Origin of the sequence: Larkinella punicea, from assembly GCF_003334855.1 — a bacterium.
Taxonomy (GTDB): Bacteria; Bacteroidota; Bacteroidia; order Cytophagales; family Spirosomataceae; genus Larkinella; species Larkinella punicea.
Genome location: NZ_QOWE01000008.1, coordinates 267,988 through 288,314, shown reverse-complemented (window position 1 = coordinate 288,314; position 20,327 = coordinate 267,988). Strand labels below are relative to the sequence as shown.

The window sequence follows — 20,327 nt, the reverse complement described above, 5'->3', positions numbered from 1 at the left end:
TGTCTATTTCGAAATTTCTTTTTCCAGTTTACTGATTTTCGTATCCAGTCGGATGAGGTAGGCAATGACTCCCGCAAAGGTGACCAGAAATACGGCCACAACGACCCAGATTTTACCATCGGCCCGAAGCCGGTCAGCCATCTCAATTTCCTGAGCCTGACTGCTGAACGACAGCAACAACAAAAAGCAAAGGACTAGGAATTTAGGTATCATAGTAGTGAGTAGTGTAAAGTGGTAACAAGTTTGGTCGGCTAATCATTCCGCGGTGGAATGGGCTTTTGGCAGGGCATCGTTGACATGATCCAGCCGGTCGCGTAGCCGACGCAGCCGCACCCGCAGTTGGGTAATCCAGACGCCCAGTAACGTCATACCGATCACGGATGGATACAACACCAGCCGCATGCCGCTGTCCATGTCGTATTTGCCAAAAGCCGGGTTGCCGCCGTTGCCCGGATGCAGCGAATCGGTGAGCCGGGGCAGAATAAAAATGAGCGGAACAAAAACCGCAAAGGCAAAAATGTTATAGATCGCCGAAATCCGGGCCCGGCGCAGTTCGTCATCAAACGAGTTACGCAGAATCAGGTAAGCAAAATACATCAGCATTCCGACCGCAACGCTGTTGAGTTTCGGGTCGTTCGGCCACGGATCTCCCCAGGTGACGCTCGCCCAGAGTGAGCCGGTTGCACACCCTAGAATACCGTATAAGATGGCGCTGTTGGCAAACTCCACGGAAATATGATCGTCGTCCATTCGCCCTTTTCGCAGATACCGGATCGAGTAAATCATCGACGTCAGCATCAGGATGATCATCGAAAACCACAGCGGAACGTGAAAATAGACGTTGCGAATGCTCTCATTCAGAATGGGTTGACGGGGAACCGTTCCCAGAAGACCGACCCAGATCACGTACGTCATGATGACAACGGCCAGGGCTTTCCACCAGTTTTTTTTCATAGTTATTTTAACTTCTCCACAAATAGGGAAATAACAACACCGACAACACCAGCACAATGGCATCGATGGCCAGCAAAGTTCCGATTTCGTCCAGACTAACGCTACGGTCTAAACCATCAAGTGCATTTTTTGACACCCGAATCAGCATAAGCAGCAAGGGAAGCACCACCGGAAAACTCAGAACCGCCATGAGTGTCGCACTATTTTCGGCTTTGGAGGCAATGCCCGCAACCAGCGTAAGCGAGGCCGCAAAGCCGATGGCACCCAGCAACAGATTGACCACAAACAGAGGCATGTCCATCCCCTCACCGGGAACGCCCATCACCAGCGTATAAATCCCGAACCCCAAACCGGCCAACACCAGCATCAGCAGGGTGTTGTATACAATTTTGGACAGGATGATTTTCTGCGGACTGACCAGTGTGTAGTAGTACAAAAGCCGCCCGGCGCGTTCCTGAACAAAACTTTTGGCAATGGCATTGATGGCCGTAAACAACAGGATAATCCAGAACAAAGCGTTCCAGACCATCGGCGTCAGTTGGTTCCGGCGCAGGCTGAAGCTCAAAAAACAAACGAAAACCGTGCTGACGATGTAGAGCAGCATCCCGTTCAGGGCATATCGCTGCCGCCATTCCAACCGAAATTCTTTGCTGATTAATACTCTGATCTGTTGCATTGCGCTGTCGCCTGAGGGATTTTACCCTCCGTCATCCGGTCAAAATGTATGAATTTCGAGTGTTTGTACCAGATTCTACAAAATTACAACACAAACCCCAGTTCAGCTTGATACCAGGGCGGTTTTTTCACGGGCAGGAGCGAACGACTCCCGGAATTAATCCGGTTTGTGGAATCTGCCCGTTTTAACTAATTTTTTCGTTTACTCGTCCAGCCAGAAAACCCCGGTTTTTTTGAAACATTTCTTGTAAAAGCGAACGGATATCCGTTAACTTGCATTAATTTGTAATGAGTCTAAATATCGTACGCGAATGCCCCACCGAAAAATACAGAAGCGCAGTGTCGCCGATTTAAAGGTTGGCGAAAAAGCGGTAATCGAATCATTTAGTGACCAATGGATGTCGCTGAAGTTGCTTGAAATGGGATGCTTGCCCGGCACGGAAGTGTGTTTGCACTGCAAAGCGCCGTTGGGAGACCCCATTTGTCTGAATGTTTCCGGGTACTGTTTATCGATGCGGAAATCAGAAGCGGCTACCATATTAATCGAACAATAATATCGCCAGGGGGCCGGGTGTTGTGAGACAGTTCCCGGCTTTTTCATTCTATAGTACCCTTGAAATCAAAACCTGTCATCGCCCTCGTGGGCAATCCGAACTCCGGAAAATCATCGCTGTTTAATCAATTGACCGGCCTTCGCCAGAAAGTGGGCAACTTTCCCGGTGTGACCGTCGATAAAAAATCGGGAACGGCTTTTCTGAATGAGACCACCGAAATTTCAGTCATCGACCTGCCGGGCGTTTACAGCATCTATCCCAAGTCTGTCGACGAACAGGTCGTAACGGATATTCTGGCCAATCCGCAGCATCCCGATTATCCGGATGTGGCCGTGGTGGTGGTCGATGCCTCGAATCTGAACCGCAACCTGCTGTTGTTCAGTCAGATTCAGGATTTGGGCGTACCGGTTATTATGGCGCTGAATATGCTGGACATTGCCCGGCAGCAGCAGCTTGAAATCAATGCCGTTCGGTTGTCGATGCAATTGGGCGTGCCGGTCGTGAAAATTAATGCGCGGATCGGGGAGGGGCTGGAACTGTTGAAGGTAGCCATCGAGCAGCAAATTGGCCAGCCGACGGTTTCGGAAACGCTTTTTTTTGATCCCGGACAGCAGACGGCCCTGGCCGGACACGACATGAAGGGACTGATTTCCGACGTGCGGCAGCAATACCAGCTCACCAACAACTACCTCGCGCTGCAATACCTCATCCAACACGATGGGTTTTCGTTTCTCGGACAACCGCAACGGGTTAAACTGGACGGCCTGATTGAAAAATACCAGTTCGACGATGTCGATTTTCAGGCGAAGGAAACCATTGGGCGGTACAAGCGCATTGGCGAAGTGGTCAAAACCGTCGTGACGGACAAACGGCCCCTCGACCAGTCGACCTGGAGCCAGCGGATCGACCAGATTCTGCTGCACCCGGTCTGGGGGTATGCCATTTTTGCAACGGTTTTGCTCCTGATTTTTCAGGCTATTTTTGCCTGGGCGCAGCCGTTTGTCGATGGCATCGACGCGGGTGTGGCCTGGCTCAACGGCACGCTCCACGATCAACTTCCCGATAGTCCGCTTACGGATTTACTGACGGACGGAATCATTGCCGGGGTGGGTGGTGTCGTCGTTTTCATTCCGCAAATTGCCTTCCTGTTTCTGCTGGTTTCGTTGCTCGAAGAATCGGGGTATATGTCGCGGGTGATGGTGCTGATGGACCGCATCATGCGGCAGTTTGGGTTAAACGGCCGGAGTGTGGTGCCGCTGATTTCGGGCGTGGCCTGTGCCGTCCCGGCCATCATGGCCACCCGCAGCATCGGTTCCTGGCGTGAGCGACTAATCACCATTTTGGTGACGCCCCTCATGAGTTGTTCGGCCCGCTTGCCCATCTACACCATTCTGATCGCGCTGGTGGTGCCGGAAAAAACCGTATTGGGTTTCCTGAATTTACAGGGAATCGTAATGATGGGCTTGTATCTGCTCGGGCTGGTGGCGGCTCTGGTGGCGGCCTATGCTTTCAAACTCATCATCAAAGCCAAAGAACGAAGCCTGTTTGTGATGGAACTGCCGACCTACAAATGGCCGCGCTGGAACCACGTCGGCATCACGGTATGGGATAGTGTCACGTCGTTCGTCTGGCAGGCCGGACGGGTCATCGTCGCCATTTCGATTGTGTTGTGGGTGCTGGCGTCCTACGGTCCCGGCGATGCGCTGGAACAGGCTGAAAACCGGGCTCGGAGTCAATATGCCAATCTGCCGACTGAGGAGGTGGAAAACCGGGTCGCTTCCGGGAAACTGGAAGCCTCGTATGCCGGTCGGTTCGGTAAAATTCTGGAGCCGGTGATCAAACCGCTGGGCTACGACTGGAAAATTGGCATCGCCCTCATCAGTTCGTTTGCGGCCCGCGAAGTGTTCGTCGGAACCATTGCCACCATCTACAGCATCGGGAGTGCCGACGAAGGAAACGACAGTACGATTCGGGAAAAACTGGCGGCAGAAATCAATCCGGAGACGGGAGAACCCATGTATACGCCCGCAGTAGCCTTTTCATTGCTGGTTTTTTACGTATTCGCGATGATGTGCATGAGCACGATTGCAACCGTTTACCGCGAGACAAAAGGGTGGAAGTGGCCCATGATCCAGTTAGCCTACATGAGTGTTCTGGCGTATGGGTCCGCTTTTCTGGTTTATCAACTGATGAAATGAAAAAACAGATTTCATCAGGAGCAGCCGGTTTTGAAATCCGCTTTTCCTAATGAAATCTGTTTTGGTGTGGATGATGCTTTGGTGTGGATTACTCGGTTTACATTACCAGAACAACCCTTTCGAAATGATCGGGTAAACGAAGTGGAAGAGAATATAGGCAAAAATCATGACGGTCAAGACGCCTAGCAATGAAATCTGGTCAATTTCAAATCGGGCACGGCGGCTTCCTGTACGATTTGCTCTCCATTCTTTTGGGACAACGTTTCTCATGGTAATGGTCAATTATGGTGTTGATATAGGATATGCTGGATATAGGCTACAAAATTCGGCAATCCGGGCGATTTTGAAATGCGTACAACTACGTGATTTTCAAAACAGGTAGTTTCTACAGGGTAAACCGCCCGGACTACTTAATTGCTAGTCAAATACTATTCCATTGAATACGGTTTTTCGTATTTGACTCACCAATGGTTAAATGTGTTTGATTTTCAATAGGTTCTTCAATCAAAAAGTGCTAAAAAGCAAATTTTTCTGTTGGTTAAAACCGGGAATTTTCCAATAAGTGTAGATTTTTTTCTACACCCATTGGGGACGTATTACACAGCGTTAGACCCGCTTGTATCTACGATGGTTGTAAGAAAATAGATGGAGAAGAAGAAATCTTTTTTAAAGACGGGTATTTCTACCATGAAAAACCGCCACGGGTGTTAATCCCACCGCAGGGCTTCGATGATGTCGGAAGCCGTCAGACCAATGGGGCCGCGTTGGTCAGCCGCGCGATCGCCCGCCCGCCCGTGTTCAAAAACACCCAGTACAGCCGCTTCCACCGGGTCATAGCCCTGAGCGATCAGGGCCGTCAGAATCCCTGTCAGAACGTCGCCGGTTCCGCCGGTGCTCATGCCCGGATTTCCGGTCGAGTTAAAATGGGTAGTACCGTCCGGCGTAGCAATCGCCGTGTGGGCGCCTTTCAAAACGACGACAAACTGGTTGCGCTGGGCAAAATCCCGCAGGATGCCCAGTTTGTCATAATCGCTCGTCCAGCGTCGCGTCAGGCGCTCAAACTCTTTGGGGTGGGGGGTTAAAATGCTGTTCTTCGGTATTTTATCGATCAGGTCGCGATTCCTGGCAATCAGGTTAATGGCATCGGCGTCGATCACCATCGGTTTTCTGGCTTCCGACAGCAGGTTGCGCAACATTGCCAGGGTTTCGGGAGCGGTGCCAATGCCGGGGCCGACGCCAATGGCCGAATAGCTGCTTAGTTCGGGTGCTTCCAGTTCCGACTGTCCCGACAGGATGTGCAAATGACCATCGGGCAAACACATGGCTTCCGGAACGGTGGTTTGCAGAATTTCGTAGCCACAGCGGGGCATCTGTACCGTCAGTAGCCCAACCCCCGACCGCAGGCAGGCTTTGGACGCAAGAACACCGGCCCCTATTTTTCCGTAACTGCCGACCAGCAGCAGGGCGTGTCCGAACGATCCTTTGTGGGAAAAGCGGTTTCGTGGGCGTAACAAATGCCGGGCTTCCTGTTCGGTCGTGTAAAAATAAGTCGTCGGTGTTCGTTCGATAAACACCCGGCTCAATCCAATGTCGACCCAGTGCCATTCACCAACATACAGCCCCAGCGTTGGTTGCAAAAAAGCCAGTTTCGGCAGGTGAAACGCGACGGTATAATCCGGCTGAATGATGGTAGAATTGGGGCCGTTGGCCGTGTCGGCAAAGAGACCGCTGGCAATATCGACGGCAACGACCGTGGCCGGACTGTGGTTGATGGCGTCGATCACCGCCTGAACAATACCCTCCGTGGTTCGGGAGAGCCCCGAGCCCAGAATGGCATCAATCACCACTTCCCGGTTTCGGATAATCGGTATATCGCGTTCATTTTCAATGTAATTGATGGAAGAAATCAGCTTCAACCGCCGGTGGTTGTGCATGAAGTCATCGGATTCGCGGGGAGCGTAGCGGACCACATACGTCTGAACGGAATATTCCAACTGGGTCAGTAAACGCGCAATGGCCAAACCGTCACCGCCGTTGTTACCCAATCCGCAGAAAACCCGAACGGGACGGGTTTTGTCAAACCGGGCCGTATACCAGTCGGTAAACGCCTGAGCAGCCCTTTCCATGAGGTTGATGGGCGCAATGGGTTCATGCTCAATGGTATATTGATCGAGGGTGCGGGTTTGTTCAACGGTCAGAATTTTCATCAGGCTGGATCAACTGGGACTAAGGGGTTCGGGTCTTCGATGGCGAATTAGCTAAAAACCCGTTAACTTTCCACGGTTCGGGGGGTAATCAATTTATTTTAAGGGCAACTATTTATAAAACGGAATCTTTTGGCTATATTTGCGGCTTATTAGGAAATTTCATACCCCCGAAGATATCTACGGTCATGAGTGAATTAATTAAACTGGTCGAAGCTGAGAATGCAGGTCGGCGGAACAATTTTCCGGACTTCCACTCAGGCGACACAGTCAATGTGCATGTTAAAATCCGTGAAGGAAACAAAGAGCGGATTCAGGTTTACTCGGGAACGGTAATCCAACGCCGGAATCCGAACACCAACGGAGAAACGTTTACAGTACGCAAGATCTCAAATGGTATCGGTGTAGAACGGATTTTCCCGATTCTGTCGCCGAATATCGACAAAGTTGAATTGGTTCGTCTGGGCCGCGTTCGCCGGGCACGTCTGTTCTATCTGCGTGGTCGTCAGGGTAAAGCAGCACGGATCAAGGAACGCAAGGCTAAAGTAAGACAGCCACAGGCGTAGTACTGCCCCTCTTCTCAGTAAGAAAGCTGTCTGTCCGGACGGCTTTTTTTGTACCCCAAAAAAAGAGTTAAGAATTATTAATTAAGAGTTAAGAGTTAAGAGTTAAGAGTTTCGTATGCGTCAGCCAATTCTTCATTCTTAACTCTTAACTCTTAACTCATGAAATGATCGATTTCTTCAAATACCAGGGAACCGGAAACGATTTCATCCTGATCGACGACCGTGCCGAAACCTTCCCGGTTTCGCAGGAACGCATTGCCCGGCTTTGTCACCGGCGGTTTGGGATCGGCGCCGATGGACTGATTCTGCTTCGCAATCACCCGGAGTATGACTTTCAGATGGTTTACTTCAACGCGGATGGCGCCGAAGGCAGCATGTGTGGCAATGGCGGTCGCTGCATTGTTCGGTTTGCGCACGATTTAGGCTTGTTCGAAGCGGAAACCCGTTTTCTGGCCGTCGATGGCGAACACCAGGCATCGGTGAACGATGCGGAAGTTTTGCTCAAAATGAATGAGATTGCCGGGATCGACCAGCAGGCGGATTATGCTTTTCTGAATACCGGTTCTCCGCATTACGTGAAAGTGGTAGAAGACGTCGAATCGATGGATGTTGTCGCGGAAGGCCGGCCGGTTCGCTACGACAGCCGGTTTGCACCTGGTGGAACCAACGCCAATTTCATGCAGCCAATTGGGGCTAATGCCTTGTTTGTAAGAACCTACGAGCGGGGTGTTGAGGATGAAACCTATTCCTGTGGCACGGGCGTAACGGCCTCGGCTTTGGTCGCACACCGGCAACTCGGTATGAGCAGCCCGGTTTCGATTCAGACGCTGGGCGGTAATTTGCGGGTATCCTTCGTTACCACTGCCGACGGCGGTTTTAGCGATCTGTATTTAATCGGCCCGGCGGTTCGGGTATTTACCGGTTCGGTAGCGGTTTAACGATCACTCTTCGGCTCCGAGAATGCCGCCTTTGAGGTGATACAACTGTTTTTCTTCCATTTCGGGATGGCGGCAGAAATCCTTCACCGCCACCCGGCTTCGAACGCCGTTGGTGCAGACCACAATTACGTTGTCATACGGCAACAGGTAATGCCGTTTGCTGCGGATTTCAGCCAGTGGAATGTTCAGGCCGCCGATGTTAAATTCTTCAAATTCCCATTCGTCGCGTACGTCGACAATGACGGTTTCCGGTTCCATCACCAGTGACTCCATTTCTTCCGTTGTAATGTCGGTATATAATTTCGGGTTCACAGGCGATAGGGCGGTGTAGTAGAGATGGGTGGTTCATTCGGTGTCATTGCATACGAAACACGAAAATAGGAAAGGGTGTTTTCTCAGGCCGGAAAATAGTAGAGGATCCGCGATCTTTTATTTTCTATTGACCTTTTATCCGCTTTTTACTGCCAACTTGTCACATTCTGATGCTCTGGAACAGTTCTTGGTGCCGGGTGGGCATCAGTTTATTGCGTCAATCATACTCTAATTTTTATTGTCATGAGCTCGACCATTCAGGAAAAAGGTCAAATTTCGATTCATACGGAAAACATCTTTCCGATCATCAAAAAATTTCTCTATTCCGATCACGAGATTTTTTTACGGGAACTGGTTTCTAATGCCGTCGATGCATCACAGAAACTGAAAAAACTGGCTGGATTCGGCGAATTTAACGGTGAACTGGGCGATTTGAAAGTGACCGTCACCCTCGACGAAGAAGCCAAAACCATCACTGTCAGCGACCGGGGCATCGGGATGACGGCGGAAGAAATCAAGAAGTACATCAACCAGATTGCGTTTTCCGGAGCCTCGGAATTTCTGGAAAAGTACAAAGACAAGCTGGACGAAAAAGGCGCGATTATCGGCCATTTTGGCTTGGGGTTTTATTCGGCCTTTATGGTTTCCGACCACGTGGAAATTATCACCAAATCGTATCGGGAAGGATCGGAAGCGGCCCGCTGGATTTGCGATGGCTCGACCGAGTTTGAAATTACGGAAGCCGAGCGGGCGGAACACGGTACGGATATCATTCTGCACATTGCCGCTGATTCGGAAGAGTTTCTCGATAAAGACCGCCTTCGGTCGATTCTGGACAAATACGGCCGGTTCCTGCCCATCGACATCGAATTCGATGGAGCGACCATTAACAATACTGCCCCGATCTGGACCAAGTCACCCTCCGAACTGACCGACGAAGATTACCTGAATTTTTACAAGGAACTCTATCCGATGTCGGAAGAACCCCTGTTCTGGATTCACCTGAACGTCGATTATCCGTTTAACCTGACGGGCGTACTGTATTTCCCGCGGGTCAAAAATGATTTTCAGATCCGGCGCGAAAAAATTCAATTGTATAGCCGTCAGGTGTTCATCACCGATGAGGTCAAAGACATTGTACCGGACTTCCTGATGATGCTGCACGGTGTAATCGACTCGCCGGATATTCCGCTCAACGTGTCGCGGAGTTTTCTGCAAGCCGACAGCAACGTGAAGAAAATCAACGGGTACATCACGCGAAAAGTCGCTGATAAACTGGGAGAACTGTTCCGCAACGACCGCGCCGGTTTTGAACAGAAATTCGATGACATCGGCCTGTTTGTCAAATACGGTATCATCAGCGATGAGAAATTCTACGAAAAAGCCAAAGATTTCTGTCTGGTGAAAAACGTAGAAGGGAAATACTTCACCTTTGAGGAGTTTAGCGCAGCCGTTAAAGAAAACCAGACGGATAAAAACGGTTCCGTTATCTGGTTGTATACGAACGATTTGCAAAAACAGGACGGTTTCATCGCATCGGCCCGGAAACGCGGGTACGAGGTGTTGCTGTTCGATACGGTGATCGACAGCCATTTTATCAATCAACTGGAATACAAACTCGAAAAAACCAGCCTGAAACGTGTCGATGCCGACACGTTCGACAAGCTGATCGATAAGGGGATCAATAACGAAAGTGTGCTGTCGGAAGACGACAAAACGAAACTGAAAACGTTGTTTGAGGAAGCGCTGGATACGAAAACCGGCACGGTTTCCGTCGAAGCAATGCCGACCGACGAACTGCCGGTGATCATTACCCTGCCCGAATTTTTCCGCCGGATGAAAGATATGTCCGCGTTGAGTGGCGAACGCGGCATGTTCGGTGCCATGCCGGATAGTTACAACATTGCCGTGAACGCTAACCACCCATTGGCCGACCGTATTTTGAAATTAAGCGATATGGACGAGCAAAAGGTACTGGTCAAACAAAGCCTTGATCTGGCCAAACTGGCGCAGGGCATGCTTTCCGGCTCCGACCTGACCGCATTCATCCGTCGCACGGTCGAGACCTTGTAAGACAGGTTTTACGGTTTTCAGTATACGGTTTACGGTGGCTGACGAGCGCAATTGAATGCGTCAGCCACCGTAAACCGTATACTGAAAACCGTAAATCGTCTTTAAACCTCCCGCCCGTACTTATCCTTATACAGTTGTTTGGCCTGTCCGACCCAGTCTTCGCGCTCGATGCGGTCGGGAAAAAATTCAATAATATCACTTACCTTCTCCACATCTTCGGTCGTAAAGTTGGCCAGTTGCCGGAAGCTGAAAATGCCGAGTGTGTGCAGTTTGCGTTCAAAAAATGGACCGACGCCCACGATTTCCTTCAGATCATCTGCATCATTCAGGGTAGCGTAGCCAATGCGGCTAAAATTCAATTCCGAAGCGCGTGACGCAATTTTACGGAATATTGTTTCTTCATCGTTTTCTGTTTTTGTGCTTCCATTGGTTGTCGTAGCAACTACGCTTACATTGGTATACTCGACGGTTTTTTTGGCGGATGGGGGCGTCATAACGACTTTCTGCGGTGCTTTCCGCTTGCGGTGGCAGTCATCCAGGGCGGCTTCCTGATCGGCTAAAGCGGCTCTTAATTCGCTGATGCGGTTGTTGGTGATCAACCGGGCGAGGAAATAACCCACAAGGGCGGCAAAGGCCAGCAAGATCAGGATTTCAGTAATGGCAACGCCCCGGCTAAACGGATCTAAATTGAACATAATGTCTGTGCTTTTTTAGGTCGAACAGTTGATTTCTAAACGCCGTATTTTTTGCGGTGTAACTTTTTTGCCTGACCGATCCAGTCTTCCCGTTCGATGCGGTCGGGGAAGAACTCAATGATGTTGGCAATCTGGTTGATGTCTTCCGTGGTGCAATTAGCCAACTGCTGAAACGTATAGATTCGGAGACTATGCAGTTTTTTCTCGAAAAAGGGTCCAATCCCGTTGATTTCCTTCAGGTCATCGGCTTTAGCGAGCGAGGAATGGCCAATTCGCGTGAAATTCAGTTCATTCGCCCGGGAGGAGATACGCTGGAGAACAATGTCTTCCTGCTGGGCCTGGCTCGATTTCAGGCACTCTTCCACCTGGCTTTCAGTGGCATTGATCTGACTTTCGAGCTGGCGAATCGTAACTTTTCGACCGATGTAACCGATGATGAAACCTAACGTTCCACAAACCAGTAACATAATCCAGTGTTGCAGAACGGCGTCGGGCAACTGATGGGGATTCATTTCAAACATAGTGGTAATGCGTTTTTGGTAGCGGAGGACATTAGGGTTTCACGACGATCGAGGCCCGGCGGTTGGCCCGGCGGCCGTCTTCGGTTTCATTGGTGCCGACGGGCTGGATTTCGCCTTTGCCCTGAACTTCCACCTGACGGGCTGGAATACCCTCGTTCACCAATTGCATTTTCACGGCGGTGGCCCGCTTCTTGGACAGGGCTAGATTGAGCACATCGGGGCCAACATTATCGGTGTGACCGGTAATGACCAGTTTTTGATCCGGATGTTCTTTCAGGTAGGTCCGGGTTTTTTCCAGAAATTCACGGGTACCGGCGGTTTTGATGTAGTCGATTTTGCCGGTGTTGAAGTACAAGTCCATCGGCTCGAAAATGGACGCAAATTTCTGACTGTCAGCTAATTTTTCTTCGGCCGGTTTGGGTGCTTTCACCAGTACTTCTTCCAGAAACGCAAAGCGAATACCGCCGTAGAGCGAATCGCCGGCCGGCGTAAAGGCCAGATCGGCGGTTGATTCGCCTTGCATCGTGAAGAGCGTATCCGCTACACCCAGTGTTTTCAGATAAGCCCGGACGCTGTTGGCGCGGGCCAGCCCCAGATTCGCGTCAGTCGATGGATTTTGTTCATTCGGATCATAGAAGCCCGTCAGTTGCACGCGTTTGCCGGGGTTTGCTTTCAGATAGAGCGCCAGGGAATCCAGCAAAGACTGAACGCCCGCCGGGTTGACTTCGGCCCCGGATTTGGCAAACGCCAGATGACCCGCTGACTGGAAGGATGCAGTTGCTCCATCCGCAAACTGCAAACCGGGAACCGTAAAGGCAGGAGCTGTTTTTGAATCCGCAGAAAGGGATGACCGGGGAGTATCGTCGTCGGCGCACAATTGTTTGATGTGGCAGACGTGCCAATAGGTTGAACCGCCCATCCAGACAAGGAGCAGCACAACCCAGGGAGTTTTATTGGTGAACATGAAATAACGACGGGTTTGAAGTTTATATTCCTTCATTGAGACTCAGAAAGGGCCGTGAAGTCATGCAAACCCGAAATTATTTTTTGAGAAACGCCTTCTGTGGCGGTGCCTTTCTCAAATGCGGTGGGTTGTCTGGTAACTAAAAAACCGTGTCGCAACCCTTTCGGGCTGCAACACGGTTTTAGTGTATAAAAAAGACGGAGGGAAGATGAACGTTAGCGGTTCATCGACACCAGAAATTCTTCGTTGTTGCGGGTTCCGCGCATGCGGTCGAGCAGGAAGTCCATCGACTCCATCGCGTTCATATCGGCCATGTGCTTGCGAAGAATCCAGATGCGTTGCAGGGTCTCTTTGTCAAGCAGCAGGTCTTCCCGACGCGTACCGGACGACAGAACGTCGACCGCCGGATAAACCCGCTTGTTGGACAGTTTCCGGTCGAGCTGGAGTTCCATGTTGCCGGTCCCTTTGAATTCTTCAAAGATTACCTCGTCCATTTTCGAACCCGTATCGATCAGCGCCGTGGCAATGATCGTTAACGAGCCGCCAAATTCAACGTTTCGGGCAGCCCCGAAAAAGCGTTTCGGTTTGTGGAGAGCGTTGGCATCGACACCACCCGACAGAATCTTACCGGACGAAGGCACCACGGTGTTGTAGGCCCGCGCCAGACGCGTGATCGAATCGAGCAGGATAACCACATCGTGACCGCACTCGACCATCCGTTTCGCTTTTTCCAGCACCATCGAGGCCACTTTAACGTGCCGCTCGGCCTGTTCATCAAAAGTTGACGAAATGACTTCGGCGTTCACACTCCGGGCCATGTCCGTCACTTCTTCCGGGCGTTCGTCGATCAGCAGAATGATGAGGTAAACTTCCGGGTGATTTTTGGTAATGGCGTTGGCGATGTCTTTCAACAACACGGTTTTACCGGTTTTGGGCTGGGCCACAATCATCCCCCGCTGGCCTTTCCCAATCGGCGCAAAGAGGTCTACAATCCGGGTCGAATACTGATCGGAACGGTAGCTCAGGTTCAGTTTTTCTTCCGGAAAAAGCGGAGTCAGGTATTCAAATGGAATCCGGTCGCGGATTTCCTCGGTTGTTTTACCATTGACCGACGAAACGCGCAGCAGGGCAAAATATTTTTCACCTTCTTTGGGCGGACGGATCTGACCGCGTACGGTGTCCCCGGTTTTCAGACCAAAGAGCTTGATTTGTGACGGTGATACATATATGTCGTCGGGGCTGGCGAGGTAATTGTAATCGGCCGAACGCAGGAAGCCGTAGCCACCATCGGACATGATTTCCAGAACGCCTTCGTTTTCGATAATCCCGTCGAATTCCCGAACGTGCTGGTTATACTGCCGGCGAATGCGGTTGGTATACTCATCCGGGCGCACCACGTCACGCTGCTGGCGTTCGGGTTGCTGTGCCGGGGTTTGACTGGTTGCTTCGGGCTGATCGGCCTGAACCGGGGTTTCCGGCGTGGCCGGGCTAACAGCGGTTTCCTCCGATTGTTCGCCATCGGTTTCGGTGGGCGCGGTGTAAAAGTCGTCGGCGTCGGTTTCTATCGACAGATCCAGTGCGGGTTGTTCCAGTTCTCCTTTGCGGTTGCGGAGTTGTTCCGGGCGCTGGGGTTGGTTGGGAAGTCCCTTTTTTTCAATGGATTTTTCCGCAGAAGGGGCAGCAGGAATAATATCTTCGCCAACTTCCTCGTCTTTGCGGATCCGTTGACGCACGCGCCGTGGATCGTGGGAATCGGAATTTTCGTTTCGGGTGGGGCGAATGGGGCCGGTTTGTTCCGGACCACGCCGGTTTTGCGGGCGGGTGCCTGCCGCATCGGCAGGTCGGCCGTTTCGGGCCGCATTGTCACGATTGGGCCGTACGACCGGTACGCGTGGTTCTTCAGTTCGGGCTTCCGGAGTGGGGGTTACCATTTCGGGCTGAACGGGTTCGGGGGCCGAAGCCGGCGTTTCCAGGGCCGCAGGAGCAGGTTGTGCAACGGGAGCCGTTTCGGCTACCGGTGTTGGTTCCGGGCGTGGACGGCGTCCACGGCGCGGGGCTTCGGCGACCACCACGGGGGTGGCTTCCGCGCTTTTGCCGTTTTCAGTGGGAGCCGGAACAGGGTCGGGGAGTAAGGATTGCTGGTCTAAAATTTTGTAAACCAGTTCCTTTTTGTTGAATTTACTAATGTCACGAATACTGAATGATTCAGCAATCGCTTTCAATTCTGATAAGAGTTTCAGATCGAGTTCTTCCTTATTGTACATAAAAAGCCAGAGTAAGCAAAGGGGGCTTTACTTGAAAATGTGTGAGATAATTGTCGCTACGGCAAGCCGTGGATGAATGAATCCAAATGAGGAAAAGTAGTGCTTTAATGGTACGATTGATTACAAGTCAGATATTTGCTTGACCTATGCACTTGCAGCAACTGTTTCAGTGTAATAACACAACTACGCTGGTGCGTGGTGGGGTTCAACAGGGACAGTTTGTTCAGGTGGATTTGGCTTGCGGCCTCAGATTACATGGATAGAGGCAGAACACCTGGGATAGCGGGTCAGAACCTATATGACCACAATGTTAATAGTTTAATCCCGCTTTGTCAACAAGAACGACCAAAAGATGCAAATGTTTTAAAAAGTATTCAAAAATAGCCAGGAATTATTTTTGATTTTCGAGCGGGAACTCAGCTTGTGATCGAAGATAAACGATTCTTGATGGAAATGCAAACTGTCCGCTATGTTTTTTAACAATGGCAATCAACTGATAGTTCACTTCTTCTTTTATCGCATTAAATTCACGATAGTCGCTGGTAGCCACGTAATACTGAATCAGAATATCCAGCGAGCTTTCGCCAAAGGTATCAAACTGGATAAGGGGAGGAGATTGGTTGGTTTTAGGTTGGTTTTCAAGCCATTGTCGGGTATCGTCAACAATGCCCCGGAGTGTCTCGGCCGGCGTATCGAGGGCAAGCCGGAGGTAGAACTTGGCCCGGCGCTGGCTCCGCTGCGTCAGGTTATCGAGAGACTGTGAAATCATCAGGCGGTTGGGAACGGCGATCCGGCTGCCGTCGTCGGTGCGGAGACGGGTGCTTCGGAAACCGATTTTTTCTACGGTGCCGGTAACCTGATTGGGGCCGGTTCCGGCGGTCACGGTATCGCCGGTTACAAACGGACGATCGAGCAAAATGGCAAACGAGGCAAATAAATTTTCGAGTGTTTCGCGGGCCGCCAGCGCAATGGCCAGACCGCCGATGCCCAGACTGGTTACGAGCGCAATGACGTTGACATCGAAAACGACACTCAGAATCGAAAAAAACGCAATCGCGGAGACGGTTAGAATCATCAGATCGCGAACAAACGGTACCAGTTGGTCGTCCAGCTTCGTTTCCGTTTGTTCGGCCCGTTTCTGAAAAATCAGGCCCACGAACTTCACAAACCGGATGGCAATCCAGGCCAGCGTAATCATCAGCGTCGTCTGGTACAGCCGGATTACCACCAGGCGGTAGCCGAACTCGGTGCGCGGAACAAATCCCCATTGATCGGGAATGGCCAATCGGTCGAAGGCCAGGAAAAGCATGATCAGCAGAATGAGAAATTCGATCGGTTGGCGCATCAACCGAAGAAAATCGCTGATCGGAATGGAATTGGATTCGGGCTTGACGAGCCGGTAGAAAAACCGGCTCAGCAACATCGACAGAATGCGTTTCAGCCACAAACCCAACAGGATAAGGAGAGCGAACAGGACCAGATTGCCGACGGAATTGCCCATCAACTGCTGCTCAAACCACGTTTTTACCGATTCCATGCCGCATTTTAAGCATTTTTAACACACAAGAGTGAGGAATCTGGTCTCTATTTGCAATTTTTGCAGGAATGAACATCGCCATCGACTGGGGGAACAGTGCCATCAAAGCCGGAATTTTCGAGCAGGGAAAGCCTATGGAGGTCTATTCGCAGTTATCGGTCGAGAACCTGCAAACCCTGATTCGGAATGCTCCGCCCGACGCGGTCGTCGTTTCGTCGACCAACCGCCCGGCCGACCAATTGCGGGACCAGCTTCCGCTAAAACCGGGAACGTTCTGGCTGGCGGTGGATGGCTATACGCCGGTGCCGATGGAAAAGCGGTATGACACGCCCAACACGCTGGGCACCGACCGGATTGCGTCGGCTGTTGGGGCCAAAGTCCGGTTTCCGGACGATGCCTGTCTGGTGATCGATATGGGGACCTGCGTCACGTATGACTACGTCGATGCGGCTTCGGTCTTTCACGGCGGAATGATTTCTCCCGGCTTCCGTATGCGATTCCGGGCGATGCATTCGTTTACAGAAAGGTTACCTATGGTCGAGCCGGATGAGTTGAGACCCTCGCTCTTGGGAAAAAATACCCGGCAGGCCATGCAGGCCGGGGTGGTCAACGGATTGCTGGCCGAATTGAACGGTATTATCGATGCGCATCGCCGGGAACACCCCGATGTGAAGGTACTAATCTGCGGGGGAGACGCTCCGTTTTTTGAAAGTAGCCTGAAACCACCCATCTTTGCAGTACCGGAACTGGTACTGATCGGATTGAATCGTATTTTACAACATAATGTCGACCTCTCGTAACGGATGGTATTCCGTCTTATTTACCGGCCTTTTCCTGTTTGGAACGGCTCAATTGACCGCTCAGGCACAAGGTTTAGGCAATTCTCCTTATTCTTCGCTGGGTATTGGTGAAATCTACGGCAACAGCAACGTCACCAACCTGGGCATGGGCGGCATGGGAACTGCGTATGCCAACAGTTTTTTTCTGAATAGTGTCAACCCCGCTTTGCTGGTTCGGAACCGCTACACCCTGTTTGAAGTGGGTTTGCTGGGGCAAAGCAAAGGACTTACCGATGGCCGTGGACAAAAACAACAGGATTTTGGAGCCAACCTCAGCTACCTGACGTTTACCTTTCCCGTCACCCGCTATTGGTCGACGGGCATTGGCTTGCGGCCCTACAGCTACGTGGACTACCAAACCACGCAATACCAGAAAGTGCCGGGCACCATTTACGAATCCGAATACATTTACCGGGGACGGGGTGGACTCAACAAGGCAACGTTTACCAATGGCTTTAGCCTGACCAAGAGCCTTTTCTTCGGCTTTGAAGCCGCTTTTCTCTTTGGAAATACCACCAAGGATTCCGATTCCCGCTTGTTGATTGGCGGGGATGATATTACCGTAAAACGTTCGACACAAACGAGTTACAGCGATATTGTCTGGCGACTCGGAGCGGCCTGGCGACCGAAACTGAAAAATGACTGGTTCCTGAACATCGGTGCCACCATCGATCCGATGACAAAATTAGGCGGCAATTCAATCGATACCTATCAGCAAATCGATGCCAGTGGCACACAGATTTCAAACCCGGATACGGTTAGTACCCGAAGTGGCGGTTCGGTTACGCTGCCTACCCAATTTCGGGGCGGTATTGTGCTGGAGAAATCGCAAAAACTAGCCGTTGGGGTTGAATTTGGGTACCAGCCCTGGTCAAAATTTTCGGACCTGGAGGGCAATTCGGGGAGTTTACAAGATAGTTATTCGATTGGCGCCGGGCTGGAATACACCCCGAAAACCCGGTCGACGCGCTACCTGGACCTCATTCCTTACCGGTTAGGGTTCAATTATTCCAAGCTGCCGTATTCGGTAGGCGGAAAACAACCCAACGACATGAACGTCAGTTTAGGCGTTTCACTGCCCGTGGGTCAATTTGTCAACTCGGTGACGATCTCGTTGATCGGTGGTCAGCGGGGGACGGTTACGAACGGTCAGATTCAGGAACGGTATTTCAAAATTGGCCTGGGTCTGTCGCTCAATCAGCCCTGGTTCCAGCGGCAGAAAATCGATTGACCGATGGTTTCACTGCGTAGCCTTGCCGTTTAGTCAAAGCTGCGAACCAGGGCGCTCAGACTTTCGTTCTAGGGATTGGAATGATTCACACTGAAAACCATGATGAGTAAGTATATTTTTCGGGCCGTCTTTTTGGGCCTGTTTGGGAGTGCCTTGATGAGTTGTACGGAAGAACCGGCTGCGAAAAAATCAAAACCGTATACGGGGCCGCTGGAAGAAATCAACGACGTCCAGATTCTGTACAGCGAGATGGGGTTGTTGAAGGTCAAGATGAAAACGCCCTTGCAGTACAAGTACCAATCCAACGACCGCGTTTATCCCAAAACCGTCAACATCGAGTTCTACGGTCCCGATCAACAGATCGAGACCACCTTGCGGGCGGATTCGGGCCGCTACGTACAAGCCCAGAACTATTACCGCGTCATGGGGAACGTGGTGGTGGTCAATAAGAAAAAGAATCAGGAACTCTACACGCCGGAACTCAACTGGAACCCGACCACCAAGAAGGTTTACACCGAAAAAAAGGTCAAAATTCTGAGCAAAAACTCAAACGAACGGCTGGAAGGGGTGGGTTTGGACACGGATCAAACGTTCTCGCACTATTTTATTCGAAAAACGTCGGGTGTCTTCCGGATGTCGGGTAGCGGAAATTGATGTTGAACTAAGGTTGACGCTGCACCCGACACGTATCCAGCACTCTGCTGGTTTCTTTCACGTCCGTAATCACGGTTTCTCCGCCCCACTTGTTGTAAATGTAGGTGGTGATTTCCGCCACGTCGATGTCGGTTAATTGCGGATTGGCGGGCATTGGCCGGTTGAATCGCCGGCCATTCACCACAATGGGTTCGTTCTGCCCATACCGAATCAGGCAGATGACTTTTTCCTTGTTTTTCAGGTAGTCGGACCCGTTGATGGGCGGGTACAGCGCTTCAAGACCCTTGCCGTCGGTTTGGTGGCAATTGGCACAATGTTCGGTGTAAAGCTGGTAGCCCTCCACAAAATATTTCTCCTGCTTTAACTCCTCCTGGCTCTGGCAAGCGGTTTGGAAGAAAAGCGGTACGAGCAACCATCCCAGCGTTCGTCTTCTCATTTCGTTTTATATTCGGCGAGTAAGCGGTCGATGTCTGCCATCAGTTTGTCTGCACCTTCTTCCGTGGTGCCGTCATACATGCCCCGAACGTGTTTTTCCTTGTCCACCAGCACAAAGTGACCACTGTGGAGAAGACCGCCCGGCGCTCCGGCGTCTTCCTGGGCCACCACCATATAACTCTTGCCGGTTTTAAAAATCTCTTCTTTCGGGCCGGTTGCAAATTGCCACTGCGATCCGGTAATTCCCAGACTGGTCGCAAACTCTTTCAGCACCGCCGGCGTGTCGTGTTTCGGATCGATGGTGTATGACAGCAACATTACGTCCGGATTGTTCTTGAATTGGTCGTAAACCCGTTTCATCTGGGTTTTCATCTTCGGGCAAATCGTCGGGCAGGTGATGAAAAAAAAGTCGGCGACATAGATCTTTCCATCAAAGGTTTTATCCGTTACCGGCAGGCTGTCCTGGTTGGTAAACTGGAAACCCGGTATCTGATAATAGGCCGTGTCCGTAACGGTTTTACCGTCTACTTCTTTCGTGATGACATCCCGTTCGCCCATGATGGGCAACCGGGATTCGGTGGATGAGCAAGCCGCTAAAAAAAGGAAAACGGCCAGCGAAATACTGCTTTTTAGCACTGAATACATTCTGAAATTTAGTTTAATGGCAAAAAACCAGACAGCGAAAGGGTGTACTCAATCAACAGTCCGCGTCC

Annotated in this window: 21 protein-coding genes; 8 read left to right on the top strand and 13 right to left on the bottom strand. The window is 51.1% G+C overall.

Annotated elements, in window-relative coordinates:
• Positions 1–3: 3 nt before the first annotated feature.
• The 3 genes from DUE52_RS11990 to DUE52_RS11980 are packed head-to-tail and all read right to left on the bottom strand — an operon-like array spanning position 4 to position 1,630.
• Positions 4–213, bottom strand: coding sequence for a CcmD family protein (locus tag DUE52_RS11990; protein WP_114406244.1), 210 nt, complete (start codon positions 211–213; stop codon positions 4–6).
• 42 nt (positions 214–255) lie between these two features.
• The gene (ccsA, locus tag DUE52_RS11985) at positions 256–960 is read right to left on the bottom strand and encodes a cytochrome c biogenesis protein CcsA (protein ID WP_510186274.1); all 705 of its coding nucleotides are present in this window, start codon (positions 958–960) and stop codon (positions 256–258) included.
• A gap of 1 nt (position 961) precedes the next feature.
• On the bottom strand, positions 962–1,630 hold the full coding sequence (locus DUE52_RS11980) for a heme exporter protein CcmB (RefSeq protein ID WP_114406242.1): 669 nt from the start codon (positions 1,628–1,630) through the stop codon (positions 962–964).
• Positions 1,631–1,955: 325 nt separating this feature from the next.
• On the opposite strand from DUE52_RS11980, the gene DUE52_RS11975 reads away from it, so the two are divergent.
• Together DUE52_RS11975 and feoB are read left to right on the top strand one after the other, a co-directional pair.
• Positions 1,956–2,183 carry a FeoA family protein gene (locus tag DUE52_RS11975; RefSeq protein WP_114406273.1) on the top strand — a complete coding sequence of 76 codons (228 nt, stop codon included), beginning with the start codon at positions 1,956–1,958 and terminating at the stop codon, positions 2,181–2,183.
• 59 nt (positions 2,184–2,242) lie between these two features.
• Positions 2,243–4,381 carry a ferrous iron transport protein B gene (gene feoB, locus DUE52_RS11970; protein ID WP_114406241.1) on the top strand — a complete coding sequence of 713 codons (2,139 nt, stop codon included), beginning with the start codon at positions 2,243–2,245 and terminating at the stop codon, positions 4,379–4,381.
• 102 nt (positions 4,382–4,483) lie between these two features.
• Here the strand turns inward: feoB and DUE52_RS32410 are convergent, their stop codons facing one another.
• Entirely contained in the window at positions 4,484–4,651 is a 168-nt protein-coding gene (locus tag DUE52_RS32410; RefSeq protein ID WP_165840924.1) for a hypothetical protein, read from the bottom strand.
• A 437-nt stretch (positions 4,652–5,088) separates the two neighbouring features.
• Entirely contained in the window at positions 5,089–6,588 is a 1,500-nt protein-coding gene (locus DUE52_RS11965; protein ID WP_114406240.1) for an NAD(P)H-hydrate dehydratase, read from the bottom strand.
• 185 nt (positions 6,589–6,773) lie between these two features.
• Between DUE52_RS11965 and rplS the strand changes: the two genes are divergently transcribed.
• Both rplS and dapF read left to right on the top strand, forming a co-directional pair.
• A complete protein-coding gene (gene rplS, locus DUE52_RS11960; protein ID WP_114406239.1) occupies positions 6,774–7,151 on the top strand; it encodes a 50S ribosomal protein L19 in 378 nt (125 codons plus the stop codon).
• 167 nt (positions 7,152–7,318) lie between these two features.
• Positions 7,319–8,089 carry a diaminopimelate epimerase gene (dapF, locus tag DUE52_RS11955; RefSeq protein ID WP_114406272.1) on the top strand — a complete coding sequence of 257 codons (771 nt, stop codon included), beginning with the start codon at positions 7,319–7,321 and terminating at the stop codon, positions 8,087–8,089.
• Between the two features lie 3 nt (positions 8,090–8,092).
• Here dapF and DUE52_RS11950 read toward each other — a convergent pair whose 3' ends face one another.
• Positions 8,093–8,401 carry a rhodanese-like domain-containing protein gene (locus DUE52_RS11950; protein ID WP_229312145.1) on the bottom strand — a complete coding sequence of 103 codons (309 nt, stop codon included), beginning with the start codon at positions 8,399–8,401 and terminating at the stop codon, positions 8,093–8,095.
• A gap of 243 nt (positions 8,402–8,644) precedes the next feature.
• On the opposite strand from DUE52_RS11950, the gene htpG reads away from it, so the two are divergent.
• Positions 8,645–10,474: a molecular chaperone HtpG gene (gene htpG, locus DUE52_RS11945; protein WP_114406238.1), complete on the top strand. Its 1,830-nt coding sequence runs from the start codon at positions 8,645–8,647 to the stop codon at positions 10,472–10,474.
• A gap of 101 nt (positions 10,475–10,575) precedes the next feature.
• On the opposite strand, the gene DUE52_RS11940 is transcribed toward htpG, so the two are convergent.
• From DUE52_RS11940 to DUE52_RS11920, 5 genes are all read right to left on the bottom strand, one after another.
• The gene (locus DUE52_RS11940) at positions 10,576–11,169 is read right to left on the bottom strand and encodes a helix-hairpin-helix domain-containing protein (protein WP_114406237.1); all 594 of its coding nucleotides are present in this window, start codon (positions 11,167–11,169) and stop codon (positions 10,576–10,578) included.
• A 35-nt stretch (positions 11,170–11,204) separates the two neighbouring features.
• The gene (locus DUE52_RS11935; RefSeq protein ID WP_114406236.1) at positions 11,205–11,690 is read right to left on the bottom strand and encodes a helix-hairpin-helix domain-containing protein; all 486 of its coding nucleotides are present in this window, start codon (positions 11,688–11,690) and stop codon (positions 11,205–11,207) included.
• 31 nt (positions 11,691–11,721) lie between these two features.
• Positions 11,722–12,654 (bottom strand): OmpA family protein, encoded by a 933-nt coding sequence (locus tag DUE52_RS11930; RefSeq protein WP_114406235.1) that lies wholly within the window; start codon positions 12,652–12,654, stop codon positions 11,722–11,724.
• 215 nt (positions 12,655–12,869) lie between these two features.
• A complete protein-coding gene (rho, locus tag DUE52_RS11925; RefSeq protein ID WP_114406234.1) occupies positions 12,870–14,918 on the bottom strand; it encodes a transcription termination factor Rho in 2,049 nt (682 codons plus the stop codon).
• A gap of 391 nt (positions 14,919–15,309) precedes the next feature.
• Positions 15,310–16,455, bottom strand: coding sequence for a mechanosensitive ion channel family protein (locus tag DUE52_RS11920; protein ID WP_114406233.1), 1,146 nt, complete (start codon positions 16,453–16,455; stop codon positions 15,310–15,312).
• Between the two features lie 68 nt (positions 16,456–16,523).
• Here DUE52_RS11920 and DUE52_RS11915 point away from each other — a divergent pair, with 68 nt between their 5' ends.
• From DUE52_RS11915 to lptC, 3 genes are all read left to right on the top strand, one after another.
• Positions 16,524–17,255: a type III pantothenate kinase gene (locus tag DUE52_RS11915; RefSeq protein WP_114406232.1), complete on the top strand. Its 732-nt coding sequence runs from the start codon at positions 16,524–16,526 to the stop codon at positions 17,253–17,255.
• The gene (gene bamG / locus DUE52_RS11910; protein ID WP_229312144.1) at positions 17,239–18,525 is read left to right on the top strand and encodes a BamG family beta-barrel-assembly machinery protein; all 1,287 of its coding nucleotides are present in this window, start codon (positions 17,239–17,241) and stop codon (positions 18,523–18,525) included. The genes DUE52_RS11915 and bamG overlap by 17 nt, the downstream gene beginning before the upstream one ends.
• A gap of 99 nt (positions 18,526–18,624) precedes the next feature.
• Positions 18,625–19,179 carry an LPS export ABC transporter periplasmic protein LptC gene (gene lptC / locus DUE52_RS11905; protein ID WP_114406231.1) on the top strand — a complete coding sequence of 185 codons (555 nt, stop codon included), beginning with the start codon at positions 18,625–18,627 and terminating at the stop codon, positions 19,177–19,179.
• 7 nt (positions 19,180–19,186) lie between these two features.
• Here lptC and DUE52_RS11900 read toward each other — a convergent pair whose 3' ends face one another.
• On the bottom strand, positions 19,187–19,615 hold the full coding sequence (locus DUE52_RS11900) for a c-type cytochrome (RefSeq protein WP_114406230.1): 429 nt from the start codon (positions 19,613–19,615) through the stop codon (positions 19,187–19,189).
• Positions 19,612–20,259, bottom strand: coding sequence for an SCO family protein (locus DUE52_RS11895; RefSeq protein WP_114406229.1), 648 nt, complete (start codon positions 20,257–20,259; stop codon positions 19,612–19,614). The genes DUE52_RS11900 and DUE52_RS11895 overlap by 4 nt, the downstream gene beginning before the upstream one ends.
• Positions 20,260–20,327 lie beyond the last annotated feature (68 nt).

What these genes read in the sequence shown, in the direction of transcription:
- DUE52_RS11990 (WP_114406244.1), bottom strand. Translation starts at nt 213, where the DNA reads ATGATACCTAAATTCCTAGTCCTTTGCTTTTTGTTGTTGCTGTCGTTC.
- DUE52_RS11980 (WP_114406242.1), bottom strand. Translation starts at nt 1,630, where the DNA reads ATGCAACAGATCAGAGTATTAATCAGCAAAGAATTTCGGTTGGAATGG.
- DUE52_RS32410 (WP_165840924.1), bottom strand. Translation starts at nt 4,651, where the DNA reads ATGAGAAACGTTGTCCCAAAAGAATGGAGAGCAAATCGTACAGGAAGC.
- DUE52_RS11965 (WP_114406240.1), bottom strand. Translation starts at nt 6,588, where the DNA reads ATGAAAATTCTGACCGTTGAACAAACCCGCACCCTCGATCAATATACC.
- rplS (WP_114406239.1), top strand. Translation starts at nt 6,774, where the DNA reads ATGAGTGAATTAATTAAACTGGTCGAAGCTGAGAATGCAGGTCGGCGG.
- htpG (WP_114406238.1), top strand. Translation starts at nt 8,645, where the DNA reads ATGAGCTCGACCATTCAGGAAAAAGGTCAAATTTCGATTCATACGGAA.
- DUE52_RS11940 (WP_114406237.1), bottom strand. Translation starts at nt 11,169, where the DNA reads ATGTTCAATTTAGATCCGTTTAGCCGGGGCGTTGCCATTACTGAAATC.
- DUE52_RS11935 (WP_114406236.1), bottom strand. Translation starts at nt 11,690, where the DNA reads ATGTTTGAAATGAATCCCCATCAGTTGCCCGACGCCGTTCTGCAACAC.
- DUE52_RS11930 (WP_114406235.1), bottom strand. Translation starts at nt 12,654, where the DNA reads ATGTTCACCAATAAAACTCCCTGGGTTGTGCTGCTCCTTGTCTGGATG.
- rho (WP_114406234.1), bottom strand. Translation starts at nt 14,918, where the DNA reads ATGTACAATAAGGAAGAACTCGATCTGAAACTCTTATCAGAATTGAAA.
- DUE52_RS11920 (WP_114406233.1), bottom strand. Translation starts at nt 16,455, where the DNA reads ATGGAATCGGTAAAAACGTGGTTTGAGCAGCAGTTGATGGGCAATTCC.
- DUE52_RS11915 (WP_114406232.1), top strand. Translation starts at nt 16,524, where the DNA reads ATGAACATCGCCATCGACTGGGGGAACAGTGCCATCAAAGCCGGAATT.
- bamG (WP_229312144.1), top strand. Translation starts at nt 17,239, where the DNA reads ATGTCGACCTCTCGTAACGGATGGTATTCCGTCTTATTTACCGGCCTT.
- lptC (WP_114406231.1), top strand. Translation starts at nt 18,625, where the DNA reads ATGATGAGTAAGTATATTTTTCGGGCCGTCTTTTTGGGCCTGTTTGGG.
- DUE52_RS11900 (WP_114406230.1), bottom strand. Translation starts at nt 19,615, where the DNA reads ATGAGAAGACGAACGCTGGGATGGTTGCTCGTACCGCTTTTCTTCCAA.
- DUE52_RS11895 (WP_114406229.1), bottom strand. Translation starts at nt 20,259, where the DNA reads ATGTATTCAGTGCTAAAAAGCAGTATTTCGCTGGCCGTTTTCCTTTTT.